A 25,017-nucleotide genomic window follows, 5' to 3' on the forward strand; every position below is an offset into this window, starting at 1 on the left:
ATTATGATAATTCAGTTTGTTGCAGGAACATTCGCGGCGCCGGTCCGGGGCGGATCGCCACCCTCGTTCCGGCTTTCCGCCAAGGGTTCGCGAGCAAAGCGCATGGTCACGCGCGTCCCGCCGCCCGGTGCCGGGGCAAAGGCCATCTCGCCGCCATGCTCTTCAACAATCTTGTTGACGATGGCGAGACCAAGACCGGTGCCCTTCTCCCGGGTCGTGACATAAGGTTCGAGGATGCGGTCCCGCTCGGCCGGAAGGCCGATGCCGTTGTCGACGACATTGATCACGACCGCGTCCGGCCCGCCTTCGAGAGTGACGGCAATGCGTCCCTTGTAATCGACGTCCTCGTTCTTCATCCGCTGTTCGATGGCCTCAATCGCGTTTTTCAACACGTTGGTCATCGCCTGCCCGAACTGGTGGCGGTCGGCCTCGATCGGTTCTGACGTCGCGCCGGTATAGCTGAAATCGATGTCGTTGCGCGCCACTTCTTGAAGGAAAATGGCCTGGCGCACGAGTTCAGCGGCGTCCTCGGGCCGGAAAACCGGCTTGGGCAGGCGCGCGAAGGACGAGAATTCGTCGACCATCTTCCGCAAGTCGCCGACCTGCCGGATGATCGTTGCGGTCAGTTCCTCAAACAGTTCGGGATCGGTCTCGATCTGGCGACGGTAGCGGCGCTTGAGCCGCTCGGTCGCCAGCTGGATCGGGGTCAGCGGGTTCTTGATCTCGTGCGCGATGCGGCGTGCGACGTCCGACCATGCCGCGCGGCGCTGGTCGATCAACTGGCGCGTGATGTCCTCAAACGTGACCACGTGCCCGTTGCCGTCGGCAACGACCTTGACCGCCAATGTCAGCAAGTCGCCACCCTTGGCATAGTGAATGAGCCCGCTCGACTGCCCGCTGGCGACGAGTTGTCCGAACTGCGGCGCGACATTCGCCAGACGGGCGCCGAGCAGTTTCCCTTCCCCATTGCCGCCGTCCCCCAACAGCTTCTGGGCGGAGCTATTGATCAGGAGAATGACGCCTTCCCGGTCGATCGACACGATCCCGGCGGTAATCGCCTCGATCACCGCCTCGATAAAGGCGCGGCGCACGTCGAGCTGCGCATTGGCATTCACGAGTGCGCGGGTCTGGGCTTCCAACTGCGCGGTCATGCGGTTGAATGCGCGAGCCAGGAGGCCAATCTCGTCCGCGCTGCGTCCCGACGCCACTCGCATTTCGAAATTGCCGCTGCCGACCTTGCGCGCGGCAAGGACCAGTTCGACAAGCGGCGCGACCTGTCGATCAGCAAAGCGCAAGGCGACCCAGACCGCCAGCAGGACCAGCGCGAGCGACAGGCCGAACAGTGCCAGATTGAACCGCACCTGCAAGGCGCGCGCTCGCCGGGTCAACATGTCGTAGGCGGCCAGAACCGATTCCGCGCGCTTTGACTGATTATAGGCGAACTGGTCGGAATTGCGCGCGACATAGAGGTAAATGCCGTGCTCGCGATCGATCGGCGTGACCGCCTCGATCTTCTCGGCAGAGGCGTTGACGACCACGGATTCGCCCCGGTCGATCCGCTGCAATTCCTGAGGCGTCACCCGTTGCCGGGAATCGTTCCGGTTCGGATCGACGATGGCCGCCGTGTGGATCGAACCGTCTTCGCCCCGTTCCAGAATCGCCGATTCGTCGAGCTTTCGACTGATGACCTGCCACGAATAGCCTTCACCGAACTCCTGGCTGGTGATCGCTGCCTGCAACAGATAGCTGCGGATGTCGCCCGCCATGGCGATGCTTTCCTTGCCGACGTCCCGCAATTTGTCGGCATAGTAGCCCTTGGCGAGACTGTTGGCGTTTTCGAGCATCCCGCGCGAATTGTCGGAAAACCAGAATTCGACGCCCGACTGGAACAGCAGCGAGGCAAAAATCGCGACAAGCAAGGTGGGAACCGCCGCGATCAGCGAAAACAGCCACACCAGACGGACGTGCAGGCGCCCATTGCTGCCAAGCACAGTTGCCGCCGCGCGCCGCAAGGCAACGCGTCGCCCCGCCAGAACGATGAGCGAAATTGCGGGAACCAGCGTCCCGATCAGGAGCGTGGTCGTCAGGCGCGCAGGGAAGAGCTGGTTTCCGGCCGGATGTTCGACGCTCAGCTTGTACCAGCTGAGCGTGAGCATCAGTCCGAATGCAAGCGCCGAAGCCAATTCGAGCAAGGGGAAGACATTGGCCCGGCGCAAGCCGACAAGCATCCGCCGCCACCAACGGGGCAGCCGGCGAGCCTTCACCGGCACCATTCCAGCGCGACGCTCAGTCATAGTTGCCTGCAAACAACACCCCTGTTGCGGGATTGCAAGTTAATTCGCGCCCACCCTCCCCGATGGTCGAACGGAACCGGGACAGTCAGGCGCGAACGGCAACGTCTTCGGGATGAATTCCAAGGTCGGACAGACGCTTGCGCAACGTGTTGCGATTGATCCCGAGGATCTGCGCGGCGCGGAGTTGATTGCCGCCGGTTTCGGCAAGGACATGCAGGAACAACGGACGTTCGAACGCGGCAAGCGCATCGTCATAAAGCCGCCCCGATGCCGGGCGGTTTTCGACAAGCCATTGCTCCAGCGCCCCGGCAAGATCGCCGGGAGGACTGACCGATTCGGTCTGGCGGATCACCGCCCCCGGTTCGGTTGCCAGCAAGGGCTCGATCGCCGCCGCATCGACCACTTCATCGCGCGCCAGCAAAGCAAGGCGATAGATGAAATTGCGCAACTCGCGGACATTGCCGCGCCAGGGCTGCCGGGCAAGCAAGGCTGCGCCTGCCGGGGAAAGCTGGCGCCGGGGCAGGCCCTCGCTTGCTGCGCAGGCAAAGAAATGCCGGGCGAGCGCCTCGATGTCCGTCGCCCGCTCGCGTAGCGGCGGCAGTTCGATCGGCACGACCGCGAGACGGTAATAGAGGTCCTCGCGAAACTGCCCGGCCTCGATCATCGGCAGAAGATCGCGATTGGTCGCCGCGATGATCCGGCAATCGAGACGGATCTCCTCGGCACCGCCGACGCGGCGGATCCGGCCCGATTGCAAAGCGCGCAGCAGACGGGTCTGCGCCTGCATCGGCATGTCGCCGATTTCGTCGAGGAAAAGCGTTCCGCCGGCGGCCTGTTCGAACTTGCCCGCCGTTCGCGCGATCGCGCCGGTGAAAGCGCCCTTTTCGTGCCCGAACAATTCGCTTTCGATCAACTCGTGCGGGATCGCCGCCGTGTTGACGGCGATGAACGGGCCGCTGCCGCGATTGCCGAGCTGATGGATGGCTTCGGCGACAAGTTCCTTGCCGGTCCCCGATTCCCCGAGGATCAGGACGGTCAAGTCATTGCGCAGGACCCGCGTGATCATCCGGTAGACCGCCTGCATCGCCGGACTGCGCCCGACCAGCGGCAACCCTTGGGGCAAATCATCGGGCTGGTCATCGCGTTCGGCAAGCGCGGCATGACTGATCCCCTGACGCACCGCGACGACCAGTTCATCAAGGTCAAAGGGCTTGGGGAAATATTCAAAAGCGCCCGTGTCGCTGGCACGAACGGCAGTATCGAGCGTGTTCTGCGCCGACAGGATGATGACCGGCATGTTCGGAAATCTTTCCCGAACGCGCGGCAGGCTGTCGATCCCGTCACCATCGGTCAGGACGACATCGGTCAGCATGAGGTTGTAGGGCTTGGCCGCGAGCAGGCAGTCACGCCCGACGATCGAATCGCAGCGATCGACGTCGAACCCCTCCGCTTCGAGCGCAGCGATGATCACGTGCGCGATCGAGGCATCGTCCTCGACCAGCAGGATCGCGTTCTTCATCCTTGTGCGTCCCCCGTCACACCTGCTCCGTTGAGCATCGCATTGCGTTCCGGCACGGATCCCGCGACGGGTAGATGCAGGCGGAAATGCGTCCATCCCCGGTTCTCGTCCCGGTCATGGGTGACCCGACCGTTCATTTCCCGCACCAGTTTCTGCACCAGCGCCAACCCCAAGCCCTGCCCGCTTTTCTTGCTGGTCACGAACGGTTCGAACAGGTGATCGCGCAAAGCCGGTTCCACCCCCTTGCCGTTGTCGCTGACGCGCAGCTCGATCGGCAGGCGCAGAGGCTTGCCGCCCGGTCCGGTATGGACCTGAATTCCGCTGGCAAAGCGGGTACGCACAGCAATTCTGGGGACCTCTGCCCCCGCGCAAGCATCGCGCGCATTCGACATCAGGTTGAGCAGGACCTGCACCAGCGCATCGGGATTGGCCATGATCGGCGGCAGCGAGGGGTCGAATTCCTCCTCGACAACGAAACGCCCCGATTGCCCGGCCGCCAGGATCGCCTGCGCATGACGCACCGCCTCGTGCAGGTTGCATTCGACCGCCGGTTCCTGACTGCGACGGCTGAGCGACTGCATCTGGTCTATGAGCTTGGCGATACGATCGACTTCCGTCGTGATCAGGCCGGTCAGCGCCCGATCCTTTTCGCCGATCCTGCGGTCGAGCAACTGCGCCGCGCCGCGAATCCCGGCAAGCGGGTTCTTGATTTCATGGGCCAGAACGGCCGGAGCCCTCAGTGCTGGTCCGTCAGAATCGTCGACACCAGCCCCACCGCCCCGGGTCAGTGCCTCGACCCCGACCGGTTCCTGCAACACCAGCATTTGCCAGCCCGGATAGTGGGCGACCGGAGCCGTGATGACGTCAAGCCTGCGTGGGGGCTGATCGTGCATGCGAACGCCCACGTCGCGGGCAAAGAGATTGGCCTCCCGCCCGCCGATGCGCTCGAGAATCAGGGGTTCGTCGAACGCGAACAGCTCACCGACCTGCCGCCCGACCAACCGCCTGGCCCCTTGTCCGGCAAGCTGTTCACCCGCCGGATTGACCGATGACACGGTAAAGTCTGGCGCCAGCACGAACATCGCCAGCGGCAAGCTGGCGACCAGACGCTTGGGATCGGGACGACCCGCGTCGCCGCGACGCCAGTCAAAGGGGTTATTCATGCCCCTTCCCCCACCGTCAGGCAGCCACCTGTCTATCACCGACCGCACTGACGCGGCCGTAGAATTCGGCGAGACTGGCGAGCACCGCGTTGTGATCGTCGATGAAATTGACGCGATTGCGGAATTCCGCCGATCCGGGCAGCCCCTTGGTATACCAGCCCAGATGCTTGCGGGCCATGTTGCCCCCGGTCATCGCGCCATAATGCGAGAGCATGTCCTGATAATGCTCGATGATGACTTCATATTGCTGGTCGAGCGCAGGATCGGCAAGCTCTTCCCCGGTGCGCAGCCAGTGCATGATCTGGCCGAGGAGCCAGGGGCGTCCGTAGGCCCCTCGCCCGATCATCACCCCGTCAGCCCCGCTCTGCTCAAGGGCCGTTGCGACGTCCGCAATCGAGCAAATGTCGCCGTTGACAATGACCGGAATGGAAACCGCGTCCTTGACCTTGCGCACGAAGCCCCAGTCGGCGCTGCCTTTGTACATCTGGTTCCGGGTGCGACCGTGGACGGTGATCATCTTCGCGCCAAGATCCTGAGCGATTCGTGCAAGTTCCGGTGCGTTGAGGCTGTCATGGCACCAGCCCATGCGCATTTTGACCGTCACCGGCACCGACACCGCCTTGACCGTTGCCTCGATCAACCGCGCGGCGAGCGGGATGTCGCGCATCAAGGCCGAACCGGCATCGCCGTTGACGACTTTGCGCACAGGGCAGCCCATGTTGATGTCGATGATGGCGGCCCCGCGATCTTCCGACAGCTTGGCCGCTTCGCCCATCTGCTCGGGCTCGCATCCGACCAACTGCATCGAGACCGGCTCTTCGGCCGGATCCCAGGCCGCTTTCTGGATCGATTGCCGGGTTTCGCGGATGGCCGCCGGGCTGGCGATCATTTCGGTGACGTTGAGGCCCGAGCCGAAACGGCGCACCATGCGACGGAACGGCAAGTCGGAGACGCCCGTCATCGGCGCCAGAACGACCGGGCAGTCGATGCTGACCGGACCGATCGCAATGGCGGAAAGGGATGGCGGATTGGGTGTCGTGCTCATTCTTGCGTCGCTTCGTGCCTAAAAAACAGGCACTGGGTTAATCAATTGCCGAGCATCCGGCAAGTTTGTAAGGGCGCGCAAACATGACCCAGAAGCCTTCCATGTCCGCGACCACGTCCACAAACGGGACGGAACCCGCCTCGTCCGGCGATAATTCGACCAGTTTGTCAGCATCTTATGCCGCAATCGTGGTGGCTGCGGGCAAAGGGTTGCGCGCCGGGGGCAGCGTGCCCAAACAATTTGCACTGTGGCGCGGCGAACCGTTGTTGCGACACAGTGTCGAGCGGCTTCTGGCCGCCGGAGCCCATCCGCTCGTCATCGCAATTCCCGCCGATTACCGCGAACTGGCCGAAACGGCCCTCGCCGGACTCGGTCCTGTCGAACTGGTTCCGGGAGGCGCCACGCGCCAGGCTTCGGTTCGGGCTGCTCTCGAACACCTTGCCCGGTGCGAAGATGTCGAGCGGGTTCTGATTCACGATGCGGCCCGCCCTGATCTGCCCCGCACGGTCATTGCCGACCTTGTCGACGCGCTAAAAACGACGCCGGGAGCGATTCCCGTGCTGCCCGTCGTCGACAGTGTCGTGCGCGGCGCGCAAGGTCTGCGTCAGGAAGCCGTTTCACGCGACGGCCTGTTTCGCGTGCAGACCCCGCAGGCTTTCCGCTTTGCCGAGATTCTCGCCGCCCACCGCGGCTGGAACAGCGAAGCGGAGGCCGGAGACGATGCCACCGTTGCCGAAGCGGCGGGACTTGCCGTGGCGCTGACCACTGGCGACGAACGTCTGCGCAAGGTGACTTTTGCCAGCGATTTCGAGGAACTAGCCATGACTTGTCGCACCGGATCGGGTTTCGATGTCCACCGCCTTGCCGAAGGGGAAGAGTTGTGGCTTTGCGGACTTAAAATCGAACATACTCATGGCCTTGCAGGGCATAGTGACGCCGACGTCGCTATTCATGCCCTGGTCGATGCCCTGCTCGGCGCCATTGCAGCCGGGGACATCGGTGACCATTTCCCGCCGTCCGATCCGCAGTGGAAGGGCGCCTCGTCCGACCGTTTCCTTGCCCATGCGGCAACGCTGGTTCGCGACAGCGGTCACGCCATCGCCAATGTCGATGTCACCATCATCTGCGAAGCGCCCAAGATCGGCCCCCACAAGCAGGCCATGCGCCAGCGTCTTGCCGAAATTCTGGGCATCGACGTGGGGCGCGTCAGCGTGAAGGCGACCACCACCGAACGCCTCGGCCTGACCGGGCGTGGCGAAGGCATCGCCGCACAGGCGGTGGCCACGGTCACGGCGGCGTGACGGTCCGCCGGGCGATTGCCGCCACGGTCACGCTGCTTTCCCTCGGCAGCGCCACCGTGGCGCAGGCACAGCAGGACGCCTGCCTGACGCAGGGCGACCTTGCGGGCATGTTCGCATTTGCCCTGCCGACCGTGATCGACTCGGCGACACAGACCTGCCGCCCGGTGCTGGCCCGCGACGGGTTCCTCGCAAGCCAGGGGACAGCCCTCGCCGACCGCTATCGCACCGGACAATCCGCAGCATGGCCCGTCGCCAAGGCCGCCGTGCTCAAAGTCGCGGCCGGACGCTCGGGCGGCGTCGAACGCTATGCGTCATTCCTGCCCGACAGCGCGTTGCAACCCTTTGCAACGGGCATGATCGGCCAGTTCATCGACACCGCCATCCATCCCGCCGATTGCGCCGAAATCGAGCAGGCCCTCCATTTCGTGGCGCCGCTGCCCCCGGAAAATGCTGCGGGCCTCATCGCCCTTGTCGTTGCTCGACTCGACCGCGCTCGCCCGGGGCACAAGCCGGGCCTGCCCTATTGCCCCGTTCCCACGACCGGCACAGTCGGAAACCGTGCGGACAGCACCAGGCGCTGATCCCTTACCCCCCGAAGGACCGATCCCATGGACTCCCTGCTTCCCTCTGATCTCGTGGCGCTCGCGGCGCGAGTGATCGTAGAGAATGCGGCGCGCGGAAAGACCGTAGCCGTCGCCGAAAGCTGCACCGGAGGTATCGTCGCCGCTGCCCTGACCGAAATTCCGGGCAGTTCGGCCGTGCTCGACCGGGGCTTCGTGACCTATTCCAACGAAGCGAAGATCGAGACGCTCGGCGTTCCCGAAGACCTGATCGATACGTTCGGTGCGGTCTCTGTCGCGGTCGCCTGGTCGATGGCCCAGGGTGCACTGGCGCACTCCAATGCAGACGTCGCGGTTGCCATCACCGGCATTGCCGGTCCCGATGGCGGCTCCGAACAAAAGCCCGTCGGCACGGTCGTCTTCGCCCGCGCGCGCCGGGGCGAAGATCCCGAAAACGTCGAAGCCGAATTGAAGCTCTTCGCCGACGCGGCTGGTCGCCGCGAAGTGCGTCGTCAGGCCGCGCTGGTTGCGCTCGAGCTGCTGCTTCCGAGCGAGGAAGTGCCTTCGGCTCCATAAAGCCGGGCCGCACGGGCCTCGAACGCGGCGACCATCTTGCGGAAGGCGCGATCGAGGTACTGTCCGGCGATCTTTTCGAAAAGCGCGCTGCGAAAGGTGAAGTCGCAGACGAAATCGATGCGGCAACCGCCGCCTTCGGCCGGCGCGAAATGCCAGCTGTTGGAAAGCGACTTCATCGGTCCGTCGAGATATTCGACCGTGATTGCGCCGGGGCGATCCTTTCGCACCCGACTGGTGAACTTTTCACGCAGGGCGTTGAAACCCACCATCATGTCCGCGATCATTTCGTGACCGTTGTCAGACTTGATCCGGGTGGCAACGACCCAAGGCAGGAATTCGCCGTAACGCTTCACGTCCGCGACGAGATCGAACATCTGCTCCGCGGACCAGGGCATATGCCGGGTCTCGGCAATGTGGGCCACGTCAACGCGCCTTTCCGGCTGCTGCCTTGGCCAGCTGCGCTTCGCGGGCGGCACGCATCTGGGCGAAATCCTCACCCGCGTGATAGCTCGAACGCGTCAGCGGGCTTGCCGCGACTTGCAGGAAGCCCTTGGCACGCGCAATCGCGCCATAGGCCGAAAATGCCTGAGGCGTCACGAATTCGGCGACCTTGGCATGCTTGGGCGTGGGTTGCAGGTACTGCCCCATGGTCAGGAAATCGATCTGGGCCGAACGCATGTCGTCCATGACCTGATGCACTTCGAGTCGCTGCTCGCCCAGGCCCAGCATGATGCCCGACTTGGTAAAGACGCGCGGATCCTGGCGCTTCACTTCCTCGAGCAGGCGCAGCGAGGCGTAATAGCGCGCACCGGGCCGGATCGTGGGATAGAGCCGGGGGACGGTCTCGAGATTGTGGTTATAGACATCGGGGCCTGCTGCCACGATCGCTTCGACAGCCGCATGCATCTTGCCGCGGAAATCGGGCGTCAGGATTTCGATGGTCGTGTTCGGCGTCTGCTCACGCAAGGCGCGGATGACCTTGACGAACTGGCTGGCGCCGCCGTCGGGCAGGTCGTCACGATCGACCGAGGTGATGACGATATGTTCGAGGCCCATTTTCGCGGCGGCTTCCGCCACGTGGCCGGGTTCCTCGAGATCGACCTTGCGCGGCATCCCGGTCTTGACGTTGCAGAACGCGCAGGCGCGGGTGCAGACGTCACCGAGGATCATCACCGTCGCGTGCTTTTTCGTCCAGCATTCGCCGATATTCGGGCACGCCGCCTCTTCGCACACGGTATTCAGCTTGAGATCGCGCATCAGCGTGCGAGTCTCGCCATAGCCCTTGCTCGTCGGCGCCTTGACCCGGATCCAGTCCGGCTTGCGCTGCCGCTCGGGCCGCTGCGCTTCATTGCTGACGATATCGCCGGTATCTTCTTCGGCGGGGGCTGGAGTGGCGCTGAGGTCGGTCATGGGGTGCAGATAGGCCTTCGGCGTCGGAAATGCCATCCCTTCCTCAATCGCAGACACGCTTGCTTATGCGTCTGGTTACCGTCATGGAGCGTCCAACTCGGCCAGAAGGAGAAAAACCATGACCGATCCCGTCTCCCCGGAACTTTCGCAGCTTCTCGAAGGCTATCACCGGTTCCGCGAACACGGCTGGACGCCCAAACTAGAACGCTGGCGCGCCCTGCAGGACAAGCAGGAACCCAAGGTGATGATCATCGCCTGTTCCGACAGCCGCGTCGATCCCGCCCAGATTTTCGACACCGATCCGGGCGAAATGTTTGTCGTCCGCAACGTTGCCGCGATGGTCCCGCCGTTCGAAACCAGCCCCGGCCACCACGGTGTCTCGGCCGCTCTCGAATTTGCGGTGCAGGTCTTGCAGGTCAAGGAAATCATCGTCCTTGGCCACGGCATGTGCGGCGGCTGCAAGGCGGCGCTGACCCAGGATCTCCACGGCACCGAACCGGGCGAAGGCGGTTTCGTCGCCGACTGGATCTCGCTGCTCGACGAAGCGCGCGGACCGGTCGCGGCCAAGTACGGCACGACGGGACGCGAGGCCGAACGCGCGATGGAACAGGCCGGCGTTCGCACCAGCCTTGCCAACCTGCGCACGTTCCCCTGCATCCAGCGCAAGGAGCAGAAGGGCACCCTGCGCTTGACCGGCGCGTTCTTCGCGATCAGCGACGGGTTCCTTCACCTCCTCAACGAGGAAACCGGGGAATTCGTGCACGTCGACTGACGGGCCCGGGCGCACCTCGGTACCAAACGAAAAAGGCGTCCCAACCGATTGGTTGGGACGCCTTTTTTCTTGATCGTCCGCTGCTGCGAAGAGCTGCCTGGCGCAGCCCTTCGCAATGACGGGATTACTTGGCCGAAGCCTTCTGCTCGGCAAAAGTCGACCAGAGCTGCGCGATCGGAACGCGCGGGCCAGTCACCTTGGCCAGCGTCGCCTTGGCGTCGGCATACTTGCCTTCGTCGATCTGCGCGATGCCAAGACGCGTCAGCACGCGATCCTTGTCAGCATCGATGCCGCCCTTGGTGAGCGCGAGCGTGAACAGTTCATCCGCCTTGGCCGCTTCGCCGTAAGCGAGATAGGCGTCGGCAGCTGCCATCGCGACCTTGCCATTGGGAGCGGCAGCCGCATCCTTGGCAAGACCGGGCAGCGAAGCCTTGTCAGGAGCGATACGCGGACGAGCCTGCGCAAGGGTGTCCTTGACGAACGTGTCTTCCGCCTTGAGCGCGCCGGTCGAGAGACCCTGTTCGGTGATGCGTACGGCTTCACCGGGGAAGCGGCGGGCGTCGATTGCCTGCAGATAGGCGACATATTCGCGTTCGACGTACTTGGGCTCGAGCTTGAGCGCACCGGACTGGTCCATCAGGCGGCTGACGTCGAGTTCTTCCTGGCTGGTGAAGCTGGTGGAGCTGTTGCGCACGAGCTGCGCGGCGCTCAACCAGTTGAGCTGGCTCGGATAGGCAGCGGCCATCGCCAGAGCCCATTCGATCGACTCGCTCGGCAGCTTGGAATTGTAGGCGATGCGGTTGGCGCGGGCGTACCATTCTTCCGGCACGGCGACATTGGCAGCCTTGCGCGCGGCGATCGCGCTCTTGAGAGCGGCGAGGCCTTCCTTGGGCTGGCCGTTCGACGCATAGGATTCGACGAGCATTTCGGGCACGACATCCTGCACCGACGGGTTGCTGGCGAGCGGGCCCAGCACCTTGATCGCGGTCGCATAGTCCTTGGCCGAATAGGCGTTCTGGCCCAGCATGGCGCTCACGAGCAGCGTCTTGTCAGCCGGGAGCTGGCCGCTGTCGAGCATGTTCTGCAGGCCCTTGTTGCCGAGCACCGCGTCATCGGCCCAGCCACCGACCATGTACTGCCACTGGCCGAAGATGATCTTGTCGAGCGGGGTCTTCACGCTGGTTTCCATCGCCGCGAGCTGCGGGATGAGGCCGGCTGCGTCCGTCTTGAATTCGGCGTCGGAAACCTTGCCCTTCTTGGCCTGAACTTCGGTCAGGGTCTTCTGGAAAGGCCCGGCAACCTTGCCGAATTCGGGCGAATTGGTCGCCTTGGGGGCGTCCTTGGCGACCGCTGCGGGCACGGCGAAAACGCCTGCGCCAAGCGAAAGCCCGAGAGCGAGTGCGGCAGCGGCGATCGAAGACCGGCCGATATGAGCGAAACTACCCCGCATTGTCCAAAATCTCCATGTTCGACCCGGGACACGCCAGGCAAGGCCATGGCTGCCATGCGCTGTCCTCTCGTCTGGTCCGTCGCTCGTGTGGCGCGCTTTTGGCCCCTTTGCAACGCCTTCGAGGTAACGGCCGCGCACTGAACCGCAATTGAATGCAATTTCGTGGCCGAGCATTCGCGCAAGGGAACCCAAGATGTGGAAAACGCCCCATCGGCAGGCGCTCCGGCTGGCCTTCCCCCGGTCTTGCGGCTAGGGCCTGAGGATTAAGAGTCTGTCCGGGATTGAACCGCAAGGCCCATCCCCGGTCATGCATCGAGCCAACAACGCCGCAACCCCCTGCGCGCGTGCAAGACAGTATCAAAGGCGCCATCCGTGAGCGACGACATCACCACGATCGATCCCCCTGCCCCCTCCGGCGAGCCGGAATTCCAGCGGATCGACATCGTCGATGAAATGAAGTCCAGCTATCTCGATTACGCGATGAGCGTGATCGTGAGCCGCGCCTTGCCCGACGTGCGCGACGGGTTGAAGCCGGTGCACCGGCGCATCTTGTGGACCAGCCACGAGAACGGCTTCACCGCGGGCAAGCCCTATCGCAAGTCGGCGCGTATTGTCGGTGACGCCATGGGTAAATATCACCCGCACGGCGACGCAGCGATCTACGATGCCCTTGCGCGCATGACACAGGACTGGTCGATGCGCCTGCCGCTGATCGACGGTCAGGGCAACTTCGGCTCGATGGACCCCGATCCGCCGGCCTCCATGCGTTACACCGAAGCGCGCCTCGCCAAGGTCGCCGATGCACTGCTCGCCGACATCGAGAAGGACACGGTCGACTTCCAGCCCAACTACGACGGGGCCGAACAGGAACCGCAGGTTCTGCCCGCGCGCTTCCCCAACCTGCTCGTCAATGGTGCGGGCGGGATTGCGGTCGGCATGGCGACCAACATTCCGCCACATAATCTGGGCGAAGTGATCGACGGCTGTCTTGCCTACATGGACAACCCGATGATCGAGCTCGAAGAGCTCATCCGCATCATTCCGGGTCCCGATTTCCCGACCGCGCCCCTTATTCTGGGGACTGCCGGTGCGCGCAAGGCCTATACCGAAGGGCGTGGCTCGATCATCATGCGTGCCCGCCACACGGTGGAAGAAGGCCGTCGTGGCGACAGTCGCCGCTCGATCGTCCTGACCTCGATCCCCTATCAGGTCGGCAAGTCGAACCTTGTCGAAAAGATTGCCGAAGCCGCCAAGGACAAGCGGATCGAAGGCATTTCGGACATTCGCGACGAATCCAACCGCGAAGGCGTGCGCGTGGTCATCGACCTCAAGCGTGACGCGACGCCCGACGTCGTCCTCAACCAGTTGTGGCGCAACACGCCCGCCCAATCCAATTTCCCGGCCAACATGCTGGCCATTCGCGGCGGCCGCCCCGAACTGCTCGGTCTCAAGGACATCATCGAGTCGTTCGTCCGTTTCCGCGAGGAAGTGATCACGCGGCGGACCAAGTTCGAATTGATGAAGGCGCGCGACCGGGCGCATATCTTGCTCGGCCTCGTCATCGCCGTCACCAATCTCGACGAAGTGGTGAAGATCATTCGCGGATCAGCCAATCCGGCGCTTGCGCGGGAACGGTTGCTCGCCCGCGAATGGCCGATCGGGGAAATCGCGCCCTATATCCGCCTTGTCGAGGCGATCGAGGACGACGCACTCACTGGTACGGAAACCTATCGCCTGTCGGAAATCCAGGTCCGCGCGATCCTCGACTTGCGCCTGCACCGCCTGACCGCGCTTGGCCGTGACGAAATCGGCGAAGAGCTGGAAGGTCTGGCCAAGGCGATTGCCGAATTTCTGTCGATCCTGGCCGATCGCGTGAAGCTTTATGGCGTCATGCGCGAGGAACTGATCGCGGTGAAGGCCGCCTATGCGACCCCGCGCCTTTCCGAAATCACCGCCCCTGCCGATGGGATCGACGACGAAGACCTGATCGAGCGCGACGATATGGTCGTCACGATCACACTCGACGGCTATATCAAGCGCACACCGCTTTCGACTTTCCGCGCGCAGAACCGTGGCGGCAAGGGGCGTTCGGGCATGGCGACCAAGGACGAGGACGCGATCGCGACCATGTTCGTCGCCAGCACCCACACGCCGGTGCTGTTCTTCTCGACTGCGGGCAAGGTCTATCGCCAGAAAGTCTGGCGCCTTCCCGAAGGCGGCGCCGTCACGCGCGGTCGCCCGGTCGTCAACCTGCTGCCTTCGCTCGATCAGGGCGAAACCATTGCCGCCGTTCTGGCCCTGCCCGAGGACGAAGCGGAATGGGGCAAGCTCCACGTCATGTTCGCGACGGCCAAGGGCAACGTTCGCCGCAACGCGATGGATGCCTTTGCCAACATCCCGTCGAACGGCAAGTTCGCGATGAAGTTCGAGGAAGGCGACGAAGATCACCTGATCGGCGTGGCACTGCTTTCCGAAGGCGACGACGTGCTGCTCGCAAGCCGTCAGGGCAAAGCGATCCGCTTCCCGGCCGACGACGTGCGCGAGTTCCAGAGCCGGACTTCGACCGGCGTGCGCGGCATGGCGCTCAAGGACGGCGACGAGGTCATCTCGCTCTCGATCCTCCACCGCGTCGGCGTGCGCGATCAGGAAGAACGCGACGAATACCTGCGCTATGCCCCGTGGAAGGCCGAAAAGGACGGCGAACCGACGATCGCTGCCGAGCGTTTTGCCGAACTGTCGGAAAAAGAGCAGTTCGTCCTGACCGTTTGTTCCAACGGGTACGGCAAGCTGTCCTCGGCCTATGAATATCGCCGCACCGGACGTGGCGGTCAGGGGATCGTCAACATCGACAATATCGAACGCAACGGTCTGGTCGTCGCCAGCTTCCCGGCGGCCCGCGCGGATCAGCTCATGCTGGTGACCGATCAGGCAAAGCTCATCCGCCTGCCGCTCGACTCGCTGCGCGTGATTGGTCGCGGCAGCGCCGGGGTGCGTTTGTTCAATGTCGCGGACAACGAACAGGTGGTCAGCGCCGTTCGCCTTGCCGAAACCGAAGGCGATGACGACGCCGGTGAAGAACTGACCGACAGCGCCGCCGCGCCCGAAGGAGACGGCACCGAATGAGCCTGCCTCAAATCGCCTGGAAAGTCCTGACCGGACCGCAATGGACCGCGTGGCAGGAAAACGGCATCTTTCTCGGCGCGCCGGTGGATCTGGCCGATGGCTATATCCACATGTCGGCGGCCGAGCAGGTGACCGAAACCGTCGAGAAGCATTTCGCGGGACAGGAAGGGCTGGTCGTTGTCCGCGTCGACCTCGGCGCTCTGGGGGAAGCGATTCGCTGGGAACCTTCGCGCGGTGGGGCCCTTTTTCCCCACGCCTATGCCCCGATGCCGATCGGAGTGGCGATCGCTCACGCACCCCTCTCCCGCGATGCCGATGGCAAGGTCGTGCTGCCCTAAGGGATCAAAGACCGACGACGCCGAGCGCGATCAGGACCTGACCGAAATAATACGTCGGCCAGATGAGGTCGCCTGTCCATGGGCTGCCCGCCAGCAGCCCCATGCGTCCGAACAGCAAGAGATCGGACGTCACGAAGAGGATCGCGCCGAGTGCGACTCTGCTGCGTGGAAATCCGCTTGCCCAGGCACTGCCAGCCATGGCCGCCAGACCGACCGAATAGATGGCCGTCACCGGCATCCGGCTCAATTTCCAGCCCATCAGCGGGATCAGGACCATGACAAGGGGCATGACATTGAGGCCGCGCCCCGCCCGAGGGTGACGCAGGTAGAACCACACCGCGAGCCAGTGCCCGGCCAGAAATGCCAATGCCCCTGCCACGAGATTGACCTCGATCAGCATGTCCCCGACAGCACCCAAGGCCAGAACGACCGCGATCGGGCGATCATCGGGTTCCGCGCGAATCCCGGCATAAATCGCCAAGGCCCCAACGCCGCCACCCTTGAGCACGAGCAAAGCCATGCCCGGCGACAGGATCGCGTGGGCATACCAATAGCCTAACCCGCAAATCAGGCTCGCGACGAGCCAGACACGACTACCACCCGCCATCGTTTCCGTTTCCCCGTTCCCTCCTGCAAGCTTGCCGTTATGCCGGAGCAATGCCAAGGGCCTGCGTCATGTCCTATCAAGTTCACATCATCGGCGGCGGCATGGCCGGAAGCGAAGCGGCATGGCAGCTTGCCCGGCGCGGCGTGCGCGTGCGCCTGTCGGAAATGCGCGGCGGCGGCGACAGCACGCCTGCGCACCAGGGCAACGGGCTTGCCGAACTCGTCTGCTCCAACTCATTCCGCTCCGACGACGATGAAAAGAACGCCGTCGGTCTACTCCATCACGAGATGCGCCGTTGTGACAGCCTGATCATGGCCGCCGCCGAACGCGCCCGCGTTCCGGCGGGCTCGGCACTGGCGGTTGATCGCGACGTCTTTTCATCGGCCGTCGAGGAAGCCCTCGCGAGCCTTCCCACGCTCGAAGTCGTCCGCGAACGCGTCGATTCGATTCCGTCCGAAGGACAGGTGATCGTCGCGACGGGCCCTCTCACCGCTCCTTCGCTTGCCGCCTCGATCGGATCGGCGACCGGCGCGGACAGTCTCGCCTTTTTCGACGCCATTGCCCCCATCGTCCACCACGACAGCATCGACATGGACAAGTGCTGGAAAGCCTCACGCTGGGACAAAGGTGAAGCCGACTACATCAACTGCCCGATGAACCGCGACGAATATGTCGCGTTCCGACAGGGGTTGCTTGACGGCGACAAGACCGAATTCCGCGAGTGGGAAGCCAACACCCCCTATTTCGAAGGCTGCATGCCGATCGAAGTCATGGCCTCCCGCGGCGAAGACACCCTGCGGTTCGGACCGATGAAGCCGGTTGGCCTCGACAATCCGCGCACCGGGCGCTGGCCTTATGCCGTCGTCCAATTGCGGCAGGACAACAAGCTCGGCACGTTGTGGAACATGGTCGGTTTCCAGACCAAGCTGAAGCATGCCGAACAGGTGCGGCTGTTCCGCACCATTCCCGGCCTCGAACAGGCCGAGTTCGCCCGCCTTGGCGGCCTTCACCGCAACACGTTCATCAATTCGCCGGTCGTTCTCGACCGCCAGTTGCGCTTGCGACGCGATGATCGCATCCGCTTTGCAGGGCAAATCACCGGCTGCGAAGGCTATGTCGAAAGCGCGGCCATCGGCATGCTGGCCGGATTGATGACCGCCGCCCAGTTCGCAGGCAAGGATTGGACGCCCCCGCCGCGCACGACGGCTCTGGGCGCCCTGCTCGCGCATGTGACCGGCGATGCCGAAGCGGAAACCTATCAGCCGATGAACGTCAATTTTGGCCTGTTTCCGCCGGTCGATTCCTCGGTCAAAAAGAAAGTGCGCAAGGAAGCCTATACCGCGCGCGGGAAAGCCGATCTCACTGACTGGCTCCCCTCGCTCGCATAAACGCGATCACTTCTGACATTTGCAGGCCGGTTTCTTGGGCTTGGCGCGGGTGGTGGCGAATTCATCGCGGCTCAGCCACCCGTCGCCGTTATGGTCGGCACCCTTGAACTTGTTGTCGGTCTTGACCGACCATTCGTCGAACGTGAGCAGGTTGTTGCCGTCGACGTCGAGCTTGCGGAATTCCTTGACCCGGGGGCCCAGCATTTCCGCGCGCGTGATCTTGCCGTCGCGGTCGCGATCAAGCCGATCGAAGCGTTTTTGCTCCTTGGTTTCCTCGGGAACTTCAGGAAGCGCGGGCCCCATGGCATCGCCCACGTCCCCATCGGGAATGGTATCGTCCACCCCGGTGGAACCTTCGGTAGGAAGCGCCAGACGCGGTGTGGGTGGCGCATTGACGGACGCCGCGCGCCCCTGCCACCAGAACACCCCCGCCGCAACGAGCAGCAAGGCGCCGAGCGCCCCGATCACGACCTTGTTCATGAAAACCGGGATTAAGACGCACTGTCCCCGCTGACGAGCGGCAGTCCCGGCCGATTTGGCGCGATTGTCAGCGGCCGAACCACCCCTTGCGCATGGCGCCAAGCATCACACGCCAGGGCGGCAAATCTCCGGCGTTCGAAAAATGATCAAGCAGGGAAAGCGGTCGCAAAGCGCGCGGCAATCGCACGCCAGAAAGACTACGTCCTTCCGCCCAGTCGGCGGCCGCCTGTTCTACGACGGGATTTTCGCCCTGCCCCGCCATGCGAGCGAGCGCGATGATCGCATCGCAGCGCGCACGATCGAGGGCCGTGCCGCCGTCTTCGCCGACGACCTGGGCTTCCCAACCGTCGACAATGCTCGAAAGAGCGGCTCGCTCGTCATCCCAGAATGCCAGCAACGCGAGCAGGGGTTCACCGAGCGGCCATTGCTCTGCTGACTCGCCAAGGCGATCGCGCCACCACGACAGCCGTAGCTGGATCATGATCGGGTCGCGCCCGGGCTTTGCCGCCTCGCTCAGACGACGGTCAAACGCCATCAGGCCAGCCCACACGGGGCGGAGCGGCCTGGGCGCATAAGCGATGGCAAGCCGCTCGGGCGGCGTCAGCCATTCGTCGACAAGTTCAGGTCGGAAAGCGGACGGGGCCGGCGCAATTGCCCGGTCGTGGGCCGTATCAACTATTGGCAAAACCCCGTCTCACCTCTTTTTCAGCGATAGCAGACCTTGCGCACCGCCGCAGCGACCTTGGCCGCGTCGATGAGTGCCGCCTTTTCGAGATTGGCAGCATAAGGCAGCGGCACGTCTTCATCGCACACGCGCAACACAGGGGCGTCGAGGTAGTCGAAGCCTTCTTCCATCGCAATGGCGATGATTTCCGACGCGATCGAACAGACCGGGAAGCCTTCCTCGGCAACGACCATCCGGTTCGTGCGAGACAGACTTTCCAGAACGGTCGCCTTGTCGAGTGGACGCAGAGTGCGCAAGTCGATGACTTCCGCATCGATGCCTTCGCTCGCAAGCTGTTCGGCCGCTTCGAGAGCAAAGCCGACGCCGATCGAGTAGGACACGATGGTCACGTCCTTGCCCGGACGCACGATCCGCGCCTTGCCGATCGGCAGCACGAAATCATCGAGTTGGGGCACATCGAAGGTACGGCCATAGACCAGTTCGTTTTCGAGGAAGACCACCGGGTCTTCGCTACGGATCGCCGCCTTGAGCAGACCCTTAGCATCGGCGCTGTCATAAGGCGCGATGACGATCAGGCCGGGGACGTTGGCGTACCACGGCCCATAGTTCTGGCTGTGCTGTGCGCCCACTCGCGACGCGGCGCCGTTGGGGCCGCGGAACACGATCGGGCAACGCATCTGACCGCCCGACATGTAGTTGGTCTTGGCCGCCGAGTTGATGATATGGTCGATCGCCTGCATGGCGAAGTTGAACGTCATGAACTCGATGATCGGACGCAGGCCGCCCATGGCAGCCCCGGTGCCGATCCCGGCAAAACCGTATTCGGTGATCGGGGTGTCGATGACCCGGCGCGGCCCGAATTCCTCGAGCAGGCCCTGCGTCACCTTGTAGGCGCCCTGATACTCGGCGACTTCTTCGCCCATCACGAACACGCGTTCGTCGGCACGCATTTCCTCGGCCATCGCATCACGCAGCGCTTCGCGAACGGTGGTGGCCGCAAACGGCGTCCCTGCCGGGACTTCCGGATCGGCGACCGGACGCGCGGCGACCGGCGCCACGACCGGACTGGCAACCGGCGGGGCGGCAACGGGAGCCGCGACCGGGGCCGCCGCAGGTGCCGGAGCAGCGTCGTCGTCCTCGCCCTGGATCAGAGCGATCACGGTGCCAACTTTAACCCCCTCGGTTCCTTCCGGAACAAGGATCTCACCAATGACACCTTCATCGACGGCTTCGAATTCCATCGTCGCCTTGTCGGTTTCGATTTCGGCGAGAATGTCACCGGACTTCACTTCGTCACCGGGCTTGACCAGCCACTTGGCGAGCGTGCCTTCCTCCATCGTCGGAGAAAGCGCGGGCATTTTCAGTTCGATCGCCATGTCAGTAAGTCCCCACCAGCACGTCGGTGTAGAGTTCGGGCATATCCGGTTCGGGCGAGTTTTCAGCGAAATCGGCAGCTTCGGCAACGACCTGGCGGATCTTCTTGTCGATGTCCTTGATCCGGACTTCATCGATACCGCGCTTCAGCAGTTCCTGCTTGGCCGCTTCGATCGGGTCGTGCTTGTCGCGCATCTCCTGCACTTCCTCGCGGCTGCGATACTTGGCAGGGTCGGACATCGAGTGCCCGCGATAGCGATAGGTGTTAAGTTCCATCAGCACCGGTCCATTGCCCGCGCGAACGAATTCGAGTGCCACTTCGGTTGCCTGGCGCACTTCAAGAACGTCCATGCCGTTCACGTCCATGCCCGGAATGCGGAACGCGGTACCGCGACGGTAGAAATGCGTTTCGGCCGAACCGCGCTTGACCGCTGTGCCCATCGCATAGCCGTTGTTTTCGACCACGAACACGATCGGCAGCTTCCACAGCGCGGCCATGTTGAAGGTTTCGTAGACCTGGCCCTGGTTCGAGGCGCCGTCACCGAAATAGGCGATGCAGACCCCGCCATCGTTCCTGTACTTGTGCGCAAAGGCAAGACCCGCGCCCAGCGGCACTTGCGCGCCGACGATGCCGTGACCGCCATAGAACTTGTGCTCGGTCGAGAACATGTGCATCGACCCGCCCTTGCCGCGCGAGATCCCCGCGCCGCGTCCGGTCAGTTCGGCCATGATGATGCGCGGATCGATACCATAGGCCAGCATGTGGCCGTGGTCGCGATAGCCGGTGATGACGCTGTCATGGCCGCTTTGAAGCGCCGACTGGACGCCGACGGCGACAGCTTCCTGACCGATGTAGAGGTGGCAGAAACCACCGATGAGGCCCAGACCGTAAAGCTGGCCCGCGCGTTCCTCGAAACGGCGGATCAGGACCATCTGCTCATAGAAATGGAGCAGTTCCTCGTCGCTCGCTTCGTAGCGCTTGTTGTTGGCATGGGCCTGTTGCAGGCTGCGCAGCGCAAAGACGGCCTCGTCTTCGCCGGCGATCGCATCGCTGGGCTGGATCGCGGGCGCCGCCTTCGTCGAAACGGGAGCGGTGGCGGACTTTGTCGTTCGGGGGGCACGCGGCCTGGCGGGTTTAGCCAAGGTGAGAAGTCCTTTTCTTCTGGCAGCCTCTGCTTCGGCAGATGAGGTTCACGCCTCATCCAGCCGACGCCGTTCTATAAGACCAAGCCGAAGCGCTGTGCAACGTCCAACGCACCCCATGCAGCCGTATGCGGGGCGCATTTATGAGAAATCGCAAAAATAACCATATTTAGAAACCAATTAGGTTATTAGCGAACCACTTTCATTTCGCAGTCGCAATAAGACACGCACCAACGCCGAAAAGGCCGACGCGTGCTCGCGATCGACCGGATCTCGCACCATCGATGTCGGATAAGGAATTGGGCTGGGAGAAGAATGGTGCGCCCGGAACGATTCGAACGTCCGACCCTCAGATTCGTAGTCTGATGCTCTATCCAGCTGAGCTACGGGCGCACTGCCATTATGTCATTCTGCCTCTTGGCAGGCCCCTCGTGCGCTTTCGCAACACTTGGGAGAAATGGCGCGCCCGGAACGATTCGAACGTCCGACCCTCAGATTCGTAGTCTGATGCTCTATCCAGCTGAGCTACGGGCGCACTGCCATTTATGTCATCCTGCCACTTGGCAGGTCCCCCACATACCACTTCGACCCGATTGGGAAGAATGGCGCGCCCGGAACGATTCGAACGTCCGACCCTCAGATTCGTAGTCTGATGCTCTATCCAGCTGAGCTACGGGCGCCGGGGAGACGCGCCTTTAGGATTCACGAGGCAGGTTGGCAAGCCATTTTCTCAATTTTCCACAACCAAGGCAGATCGGGCGCGTATTTCAGCCATTTGCCTGCGCGTATTCAAAGGCGAGACGGGCAAGCGGGACGTCGAGTGGAGGCATCTCGAGAGATTCGCATACATCGGGCGCGATCCACCCAAGCTCCGCCCCTTCTTCGGCGCGAGGCTCGCCACGCCACCTGGCGCAGCCATAGAGAAGCAGAACGACGTCGCGCCGTGGCGCGCCTGCGACGGCGACAATCCCGGGCGCGTCGTTGGCGGCAAAGCCGAGCGGAACGCAGTCCCCGGGCGAGACCTCGATCGAAAGTTCCTCGTCCACCTCGCGCACCAACGCGGCCAGGGGCCCCTCGCCCGGTTCGAGCTTGCCCCCCGGGAATTCCCATAGCCCGCCATGCTCACGGTCGGCGGGGCGGCGCTGCATCAGCACGCGGCCCGCGTGATCAACCAGAGCCACCGCCACCACCATCAAAGCCCGCTGTTCGCCTGCCATCTTACCTCTAACCGCCTCCTAACCAATTCTTAGCCCCTGCGACCTAAACCATACGAGGGTTTCAGTTCAGGGGGGATATTCGCGCGTCATGACCATGCTCAGGCATATTTTGCGCGATACCCAGGGAGCGACCGCTGTCGAATACGGGATACTCGTCGGCATTTTTTCGATCGGGATCATTTTCGGTTTCACCGAATTCACCAACCAGCTTTACAACCTGTGGCTGATCGTTGGCGAAAACACCGACGCCGCCGTGGCGGCCCACAACAATTAACCCGTTCTTACCCATCACCATGATAGCACGCTGCTGCGTGCGGCATTCGGGACCGGAGTGTGCGCAGGGATCTGACCCCGGCAACAAGGGACTGATACAAGGTGAAAAAGGTTCGCATCCTGCGGCAGCTGCGCGATGATCGGCGCGGCGCGACGGCAATTGAATACGGCTTGATTGCAGCGCTTGTCGCGGTTGCGGCGATCAGCGCGATGGGTGCGCTCGGCAACGGCCTGTCGAACACATTTCAGGCGGTCGCCAACGACATGAGCAACAGCACGGACGGAAATTTCTGATCGCTTTGGCGACGAACACTGGATGATAGGAACCGGATCGGTTAAAACGATCCAGTTCCTTCACCCAACTTTCCTGAAAATCAGGCCCCGATGCGCAGGAAACGTTCTGCACGCATGGCGCGCAGGGCTTCGGGGGTCTTGCCGAGCAGGGCATCGAGTTCCTCGCCCACTGCCTTGGCGAGAGCGGCAGTCATTGCGCCGTGATTGCGATGCGCGCCCCCGACAGGTTCGGCGACGATACGGTCGATGACGCCCAGTTGCAGCAGATCCTGCGCCGTCACTTTCATCGCTTCGGCAGCATCCGGAGCCTTGGCCGCAGTCCGCCAGAGAATCGAGGCACAGCCTTCAGGTGAAATCACCGAATAGACCGCGTGTTCGAGCATGAGTACACGTTCGGCACTCGCCAGCGCAACCGCGCCACCAGAGCCGCCTTCACCCACGATCGTCGCCACCATCGGCACGCCCAGGGCAAGGCAGGCTTCGGTCGAACGGGCAATCGCCTCGGCCTGGCCGCGTTCTTCGGCTTCGACTCCGGGGAACGCGCCCGAGGTGTCGACCAGCGTCACCACCGGCAGGCCGAACCGGCTGGCCATTTCCATCAGGCGGATCGCCTTGCGATAGCCTTCGGGCTTGCCCATGCCGAAATTGTGCCGGATCCGGCTTTGCGTATCATGCCCCTTTTCGTGACCGATCAGCATGATCCGCCGCTCGCCGAGCCGGGCGAAACCGCCGATGATCGCCTCGTCCTCGCCATAGCAGCGATCCCCGCCGAGCGGCACGAAGTCGTCGAACGCCCGTTCGACGTAATCGCGGAAATGCGGGCGCGAGGGATGGCGAGCGACCTGGGTCTTCTGCCACGGGCTGAGCGAGCGATAGGTGTTCGCGAGCAGTTCGGCCGACTTGGCCTCCAGCTTGCGGATCTCGGCCGCGATGTCGAGGTCCCCGGCAAGTTCGCCAAGCTGCGCGGTATCACGCAGTTCGGCAATGCGGGCGTCGAGTGCGGCGATCGGCTTTTCGAATTCGAGGTAAGAGATCATGGCGCCTTGCGCTAGGCATGAGCGCGCCCGCGGTCAATGGCCTCTCGACAACCGACCGTCGATCACCCCTGCCCCTCGTTGCTCTCGCGCAACGGGTGCCGCTGGTTGACGAGGCTCACCAGACGCGCTCCATCGACATGCGTGTAGATCTGTGTCGTTGCGATGTCGGCGTGGCCGAGAAGGGTTTGCAGGACACGAAGATCCGCTCCCCCTTCCAGAAGATGCGTCGCAAAGGCGTGCCGCAGGACATGGGGGCTGACCTTTTCCGGGTCGAGTCCGGCCCGCAAGGCAAGGTCGCGCAAGAGCTGGAACAACCGCACGCGCGTCAGATGCCCGCCGCGCGGGCTGGGAAAGACGTAACGCCCACCCGCAGGCCGGACGCGCAGCCAGTCCCGAAGGGCCGCGCCCGCACGTTCTCCGACAGGGACGAGCCGCTGCTGCCCGCCTTTTCCGGTAATGGCGAGAAACGGCGCATCGCGGGGAACCGCTACCAGAGGCAACGAGACGAGTTCGGTCGCCCGCAATCCCGATCCATAGAGCAGCTCGACAAGAGCGAGGAGGCGCAGCGCCGCCGGATCGCCTTCGGCCGCATCCGCCTCGGCCAGCGAGAAGAGCGCGCCAATCTCGCCGTGATCGAGGAGTCTGGGCAACGGTCGCCGCGCCCGGACCCGCGGCAGGGCATCGCCGGGATCGTCTTCCCGCAATCCCTCTTCGACGAGAAAAGCATAGAACTGGCGCAGGGCCGATGCCTTGCGAGCAAGACTGGCCGGGGCAAGGTCGGCCCAGACTTCGCCGAGGCGGGCCAGCGCCCCACGGTCGGCCAAGGCAAGATCCCCGAGTACTTGCGCCGCTCCGGCAAGGTCGCGGCGATAGGCGGCAAGCGTATTGGCAGCAGCCCCGCGCTCGGCCGAAAGCATCGCCAGAAAGGCGGTGACCGCTTCCTGCTCGCCCCGCGTGCCCGCCATCGC

The 25,017-nt window shown here is 63.5% G+C and carries 24 protein-coding genes and 3 tRNA genes; 9 read left to right on the forward strand and 18 right to left on the reverse strand.

Annotation, left to right across the window (positions count from 1 at the left end; all coding sequences use genetic code 11):
- Nucleotides 1–11: 11 nt before the first annotated feature.
- The 4 genes from Y88_RS04025 to dusB all read right to left on the reverse strand — a co-directional run bounded on the left by Y88_RS04025 (nucleotide 12) and on the right by dusB (nucleotide 6,021).
- Nucleotides 12–2,228 carry a HAMP domain-containing histidine kinase gene (locus Y88_RS04025; protein WP_008066513.1) on the reverse strand — a complete coding sequence of 739 codons (2,217 nt, stop codon included), beginning with the start codon at nucleotides 2,226–2,228 and terminating at the stop codon, nucleotides 12–14.
- A 151-nt stretch (nucleotides 2,229–2,379) separates the two neighbouring features.
- On the reverse strand, nucleotides 2,380–3,813 hold the full coding sequence (locus Y88_RS04030) for a sigma-54-dependent transcriptional regulator (RefSeq protein WP_008066515.1): 1,434 nt from the start codon (nucleotides 3,811–3,813) through the stop codon (nucleotides 2,380–2,382).
- Nucleotides 3,810–4,976 carry a two-component system sensor histidine kinase NtrB gene (locus Y88_RS04035; protein ID WP_008066521.1) on the reverse strand — a complete coding sequence of 389 codons (1,167 nt, stop codon included), beginning with the start codon at nucleotides 4,974–4,976 and terminating at the stop codon, nucleotides 3,810–3,812. Before Y88_RS04035 ends, Y88_RS04030 begins: the two co-directional genes overlap by 4 nt.
- A 16-nt stretch (nucleotides 4,977–4,992) precedes the next feature.
- Nucleotides 4,993–6,021, reverse strand: coding sequence for a tRNA dihydrouridine synthase DusB (gene dusB / locus Y88_RS04040; RefSeq protein WP_008066522.1), 1,029 nt, complete (start codon nucleotides 6,019–6,021; stop codon nucleotides 4,993–4,995).
- 101 nt (nucleotides 6,022–6,122) lie between these two features.
- Here dusB and Y88_RS04045 point away from each other — a divergent pair, with 101 nt between their 5' ends.
- The 3 genes from Y88_RS04045 to Y88_RS04055 are packed head-to-tail and all read left to right on the forward strand — an operon-like array spanning nucleotide 6,123 to nucleotide 8,458.
- Entirely contained in the window at nucleotides 6,123–7,322 is a 1,200-nt protein-coding gene (locus Y88_RS04045) for a bifunctional 2-C-methyl-D-erythritol 4-phosphate cytidylyltransferase/2-C-methyl-D-erythritol 2,4-cyclodiphosphate synthase (RefSeq protein WP_018075396.1), read from the forward strand.
- Nucleotides 7,319–7,903: a hypothetical protein gene (locus Y88_RS04050; protein WP_008066524.1), complete on the forward strand. Its 585-nt coding sequence runs from the start codon at nucleotides 7,319–7,321 to the stop codon at nucleotides 7,901–7,903. The genes Y88_RS04045 and Y88_RS04050 overlap by 4 nt, the downstream gene beginning before the upstream one ends.
- A gap of 27 nt (nucleotides 7,904–7,930) precedes the next feature.
- Nucleotides 7,931–8,458 (forward strand): CinA family protein, encoded by a 528-nt coding sequence (locus Y88_RS04055; protein ID WP_018075395.1) that lies wholly within the window; start codon nucleotides 7,931–7,933, stop codon nucleotides 8,456–8,458.
- On the opposite strand, the gene Y88_RS04060 is transcribed toward Y88_RS04055, so the two are convergent.
- Both Y88_RS04060 and lipA read right to left on the reverse strand, forming a co-directional pair.
- Nucleotides 8,395–8,880, reverse strand: a complete 486-nt coding sequence (locus Y88_RS04060) for a type II toxin-antitoxin system RatA family toxin (protein WP_085995938.1) — start codon at nucleotides 8,878–8,880, stop codon at nucleotides 8,395–8,397. The two genes, Y88_RS04055 and Y88_RS04060, sit on opposite strands and share 64 nt — an antisense overlap.
- Nucleotide 8,881: 1 nt before the next feature.
- On the reverse strand, nucleotides 8,882–9,868 hold the full coding sequence (gene lipA / locus Y88_RS04065; RefSeq protein WP_026166819.1) for a lipoyl synthase: 987 nt from the start codon (nucleotides 9,866–9,868) through the stop codon (nucleotides 8,882–8,884).
- Between the two features lie 118 nt (nucleotides 9,869–9,986).
- Here lipA and Y88_RS04070 point away from each other — a divergent pair, with 118 nt between their 5' ends.
- The gene (locus Y88_RS04070; RefSeq protein ID WP_008066536.1) at nucleotides 9,987–10,640 is read left to right on the forward strand and encodes a carbonic anhydrase; all 654 of its coding nucleotides are present in this window, start codon (nucleotides 9,987–9,989) and stop codon (nucleotides 10,638–10,640) included.
- Between the two features lie 124 nt (nucleotides 10,641–10,764).
- On the opposite strand, the gene Y88_RS04075 is transcribed toward Y88_RS04070, so the two are convergent.
- Nucleotides 10,765–12,090, reverse strand: coding sequence for a hypothetical protein (locus tag Y88_RS04075; protein ID WP_008066537.1), 1,326 nt, complete (start codon nucleotides 12,088–12,090; stop codon nucleotides 10,765–10,767).
- 372 nt (nucleotides 12,091–12,462) lie between these two features.
- Here Y88_RS04075 and gyrA point away from each other — a divergent pair, with 372 nt between their 5' ends.
- Together gyrA and Y88_RS04085 are read left to right on the forward strand one after the other, a co-directional pair.
- Nucleotides 12,463–15,213 (forward strand): DNA gyrase subunit A, encoded by a 2,751-nt coding sequence (gene gyrA, locus Y88_RS04080; protein ID WP_008066542.1) that lies wholly within the window; start codon nucleotides 12,463–12,465, stop codon nucleotides 15,211–15,213.
- The gene (locus Y88_RS04085) at nucleotides 15,210–15,551 is read left to right on the forward strand and encodes a DUF952 domain-containing protein (protein WP_008066543.1); all 342 of its coding nucleotides are present in this window, start codon (nucleotides 15,210–15,212) and stop codon (nucleotides 15,549–15,551) included. Before gyrA ends, Y88_RS04085 begins: the two co-directional genes overlap by 4 nt.
- Nucleotides 15,552–15,555: 4 nt before the next feature.
- On the opposite strand, the gene Y88_RS04090 is transcribed toward Y88_RS04085, so the two are convergent.
- On the reverse strand, nucleotides 15,556–16,158 hold the full coding sequence (locus Y88_RS04090) for a lysoplasmalogenase family protein (protein ID WP_008066545.1): 603 nt from the start codon (nucleotides 16,156–16,158) through the stop codon (nucleotides 15,556–15,558).
- A 68-nt stretch (nucleotides 16,159–16,226) separates the two neighbouring features.
- On the opposite strand from Y88_RS04090, the gene trmFO reads away from it, so the two are divergent.
- Complete coding sequence (gene trmFO, locus Y88_RS04095; protein WP_008066546.1) at nucleotides 16,227–17,546, forward strand: methylenetetrahydrofolate--tRNA-(uracil(54)-C(5))-methyltransferase (FADH(2)-oxidizing) TrmFO; 1,320 nt, start codon at nucleotides 16,227–16,229, stop codon at nucleotides 17,544–17,546.
- A 6-nt stretch (nucleotides 17,547–17,552) separates the two neighbouring features.
- Here trmFO and Y88_RS04100 read toward each other — a convergent pair whose 3' ends face one another.
- From Y88_RS04100 to Y88_RS04135, 8 genes are all read right to left on the reverse strand, one after another.
- Nucleotides 17,553–18,026 (reverse strand): EF-hand domain-containing protein, encoded by a 474-nt coding sequence (locus Y88_RS04100; RefSeq protein ID WP_008066548.1) that lies wholly within the window; start codon nucleotides 18,024–18,026, stop codon nucleotides 17,553–17,555.
- Between the two features lie 67 nt (nucleotides 18,027–18,093).
- Nucleotides 18,094–18,561 (reverse strand): hypothetical protein, encoded by a 468-nt coding sequence (locus tag Y88_RS04105; RefSeq protein WP_008066550.1) that lies wholly within the window; start codon nucleotides 18,559–18,561, stop codon nucleotides 18,094–18,096.
- A 170-nt stretch (nucleotides 18,562–18,731) separates the two neighbouring features.
- Complete coding sequence (locus Y88_RS04110) at nucleotides 18,732–20,087, reverse strand: pyruvate dehydrogenase complex E1 component subunit beta (RefSeq protein WP_008066552.1); 1,356 nt, start codon at nucleotides 20,085–20,087, stop codon at nucleotides 18,732–18,734.
- A gap of 1 nt (nucleotide 20,088) precedes the next feature.
- Complete coding sequence (gene pdhA, locus Y88_RS04115) at nucleotides 20,089–21,099, reverse strand: pyruvate dehydrogenase (acetyl-transferring) E1 component subunit alpha (RefSeq protein ID WP_232280954.1); 1,011 nt, start codon at nucleotides 21,097–21,099, stop codon at nucleotides 20,089–20,091.
- A 445-nt stretch (nucleotides 21,100–21,544) separates the two neighbouring features.
- Nucleotides 21,545–21,621, reverse strand: a tRNA-Arg gene (locus tag Y88_RS04120).
- A gap of 65 nt (nucleotides 21,622–21,686) precedes the next feature.
- Nucleotides 21,687–21,763: transfer RNA gene (locus Y88_RS04125), tRNA-Arg, on the reverse strand.
- 68 nt (nucleotides 21,764–21,831) lie between these two features.
- Nucleotides 21,832–21,908, reverse strand: a tRNA-Arg gene (locus Y88_RS04130).
- An 87-nt stretch (nucleotides 21,909–21,995) separates the two neighbouring features.
- Entirely contained in the window at nucleotides 21,996–22,445 is a 450-nt protein-coding gene (locus Y88_RS04135) for a (deoxy)nucleoside triphosphate pyrophosphohydrolase (protein ID WP_008066561.1), read from the reverse strand.
- 88 nt (nucleotides 22,446–22,533) lie between these two features.
- On the opposite strand from Y88_RS04135, the gene Y88_RS04140 reads away from it, so the two are divergent.
- Together Y88_RS04140 and Y88_RS04145 are read left to right on the forward strand one after the other, a co-directional pair.
- Nucleotides 22,534–22,719: a Flp family type IVb pilin gene (locus Y88_RS04140; protein WP_008066562.1), complete on the forward strand. Its 186-nt coding sequence runs from the start codon at nucleotides 22,534–22,536 to the stop codon at nucleotides 22,717–22,719.
- A 101-nt stretch (nucleotides 22,720–22,820) separates the two neighbouring features.
- Complete coding sequence (locus Y88_RS04145) at nucleotides 22,821–23,012, forward strand: Flp family type IVb pilin (protein ID WP_008066563.1); 192 nt, start codon at nucleotides 22,821–22,823, stop codon at nucleotides 23,010–23,012.
- 80 nt (nucleotides 23,013–23,092) lie between these two features.
- Here the strand turns inward: Y88_RS04145 and Y88_RS04150 are convergent, their stop codons facing one another.
- Nucleotides 23,093–24,049 carry an acetyl-CoA carboxylase carboxyltransferase subunit alpha gene (locus Y88_RS04150; RefSeq protein WP_008066564.1) on the reverse strand — a complete coding sequence of 319 codons (957 nt, stop codon included), beginning with the start codon at nucleotides 24,047–24,049 and terminating at the stop codon, nucleotides 23,093–23,095.
- Between the two features lie 62 nt (nucleotides 24,050–24,111).
- On the reverse strand, nucleotides 24,112–25,014 hold the full coding sequence (locus tag Y88_RS04155) for a tyrosine recombinase (RefSeq protein ID WP_008066565.1): 903 nt from the start codon (nucleotides 25,012–25,014) through the stop codon (nucleotides 24,112–24,114).
- Nucleotides 25,015–25,017: the final 3 nt, after the last annotated feature.

It is taken from the genome of Novosphingobium nitrogenifigens DSM 19370, assembly GCF_000192575.1.
GTDB classification, from domain to species: Bacteria; Pseudomonadota; Alphaproteobacteria; order Sphingomonadales; family Sphingomonadaceae; genus Novosphingobium; species Novosphingobium nitrogenifigens.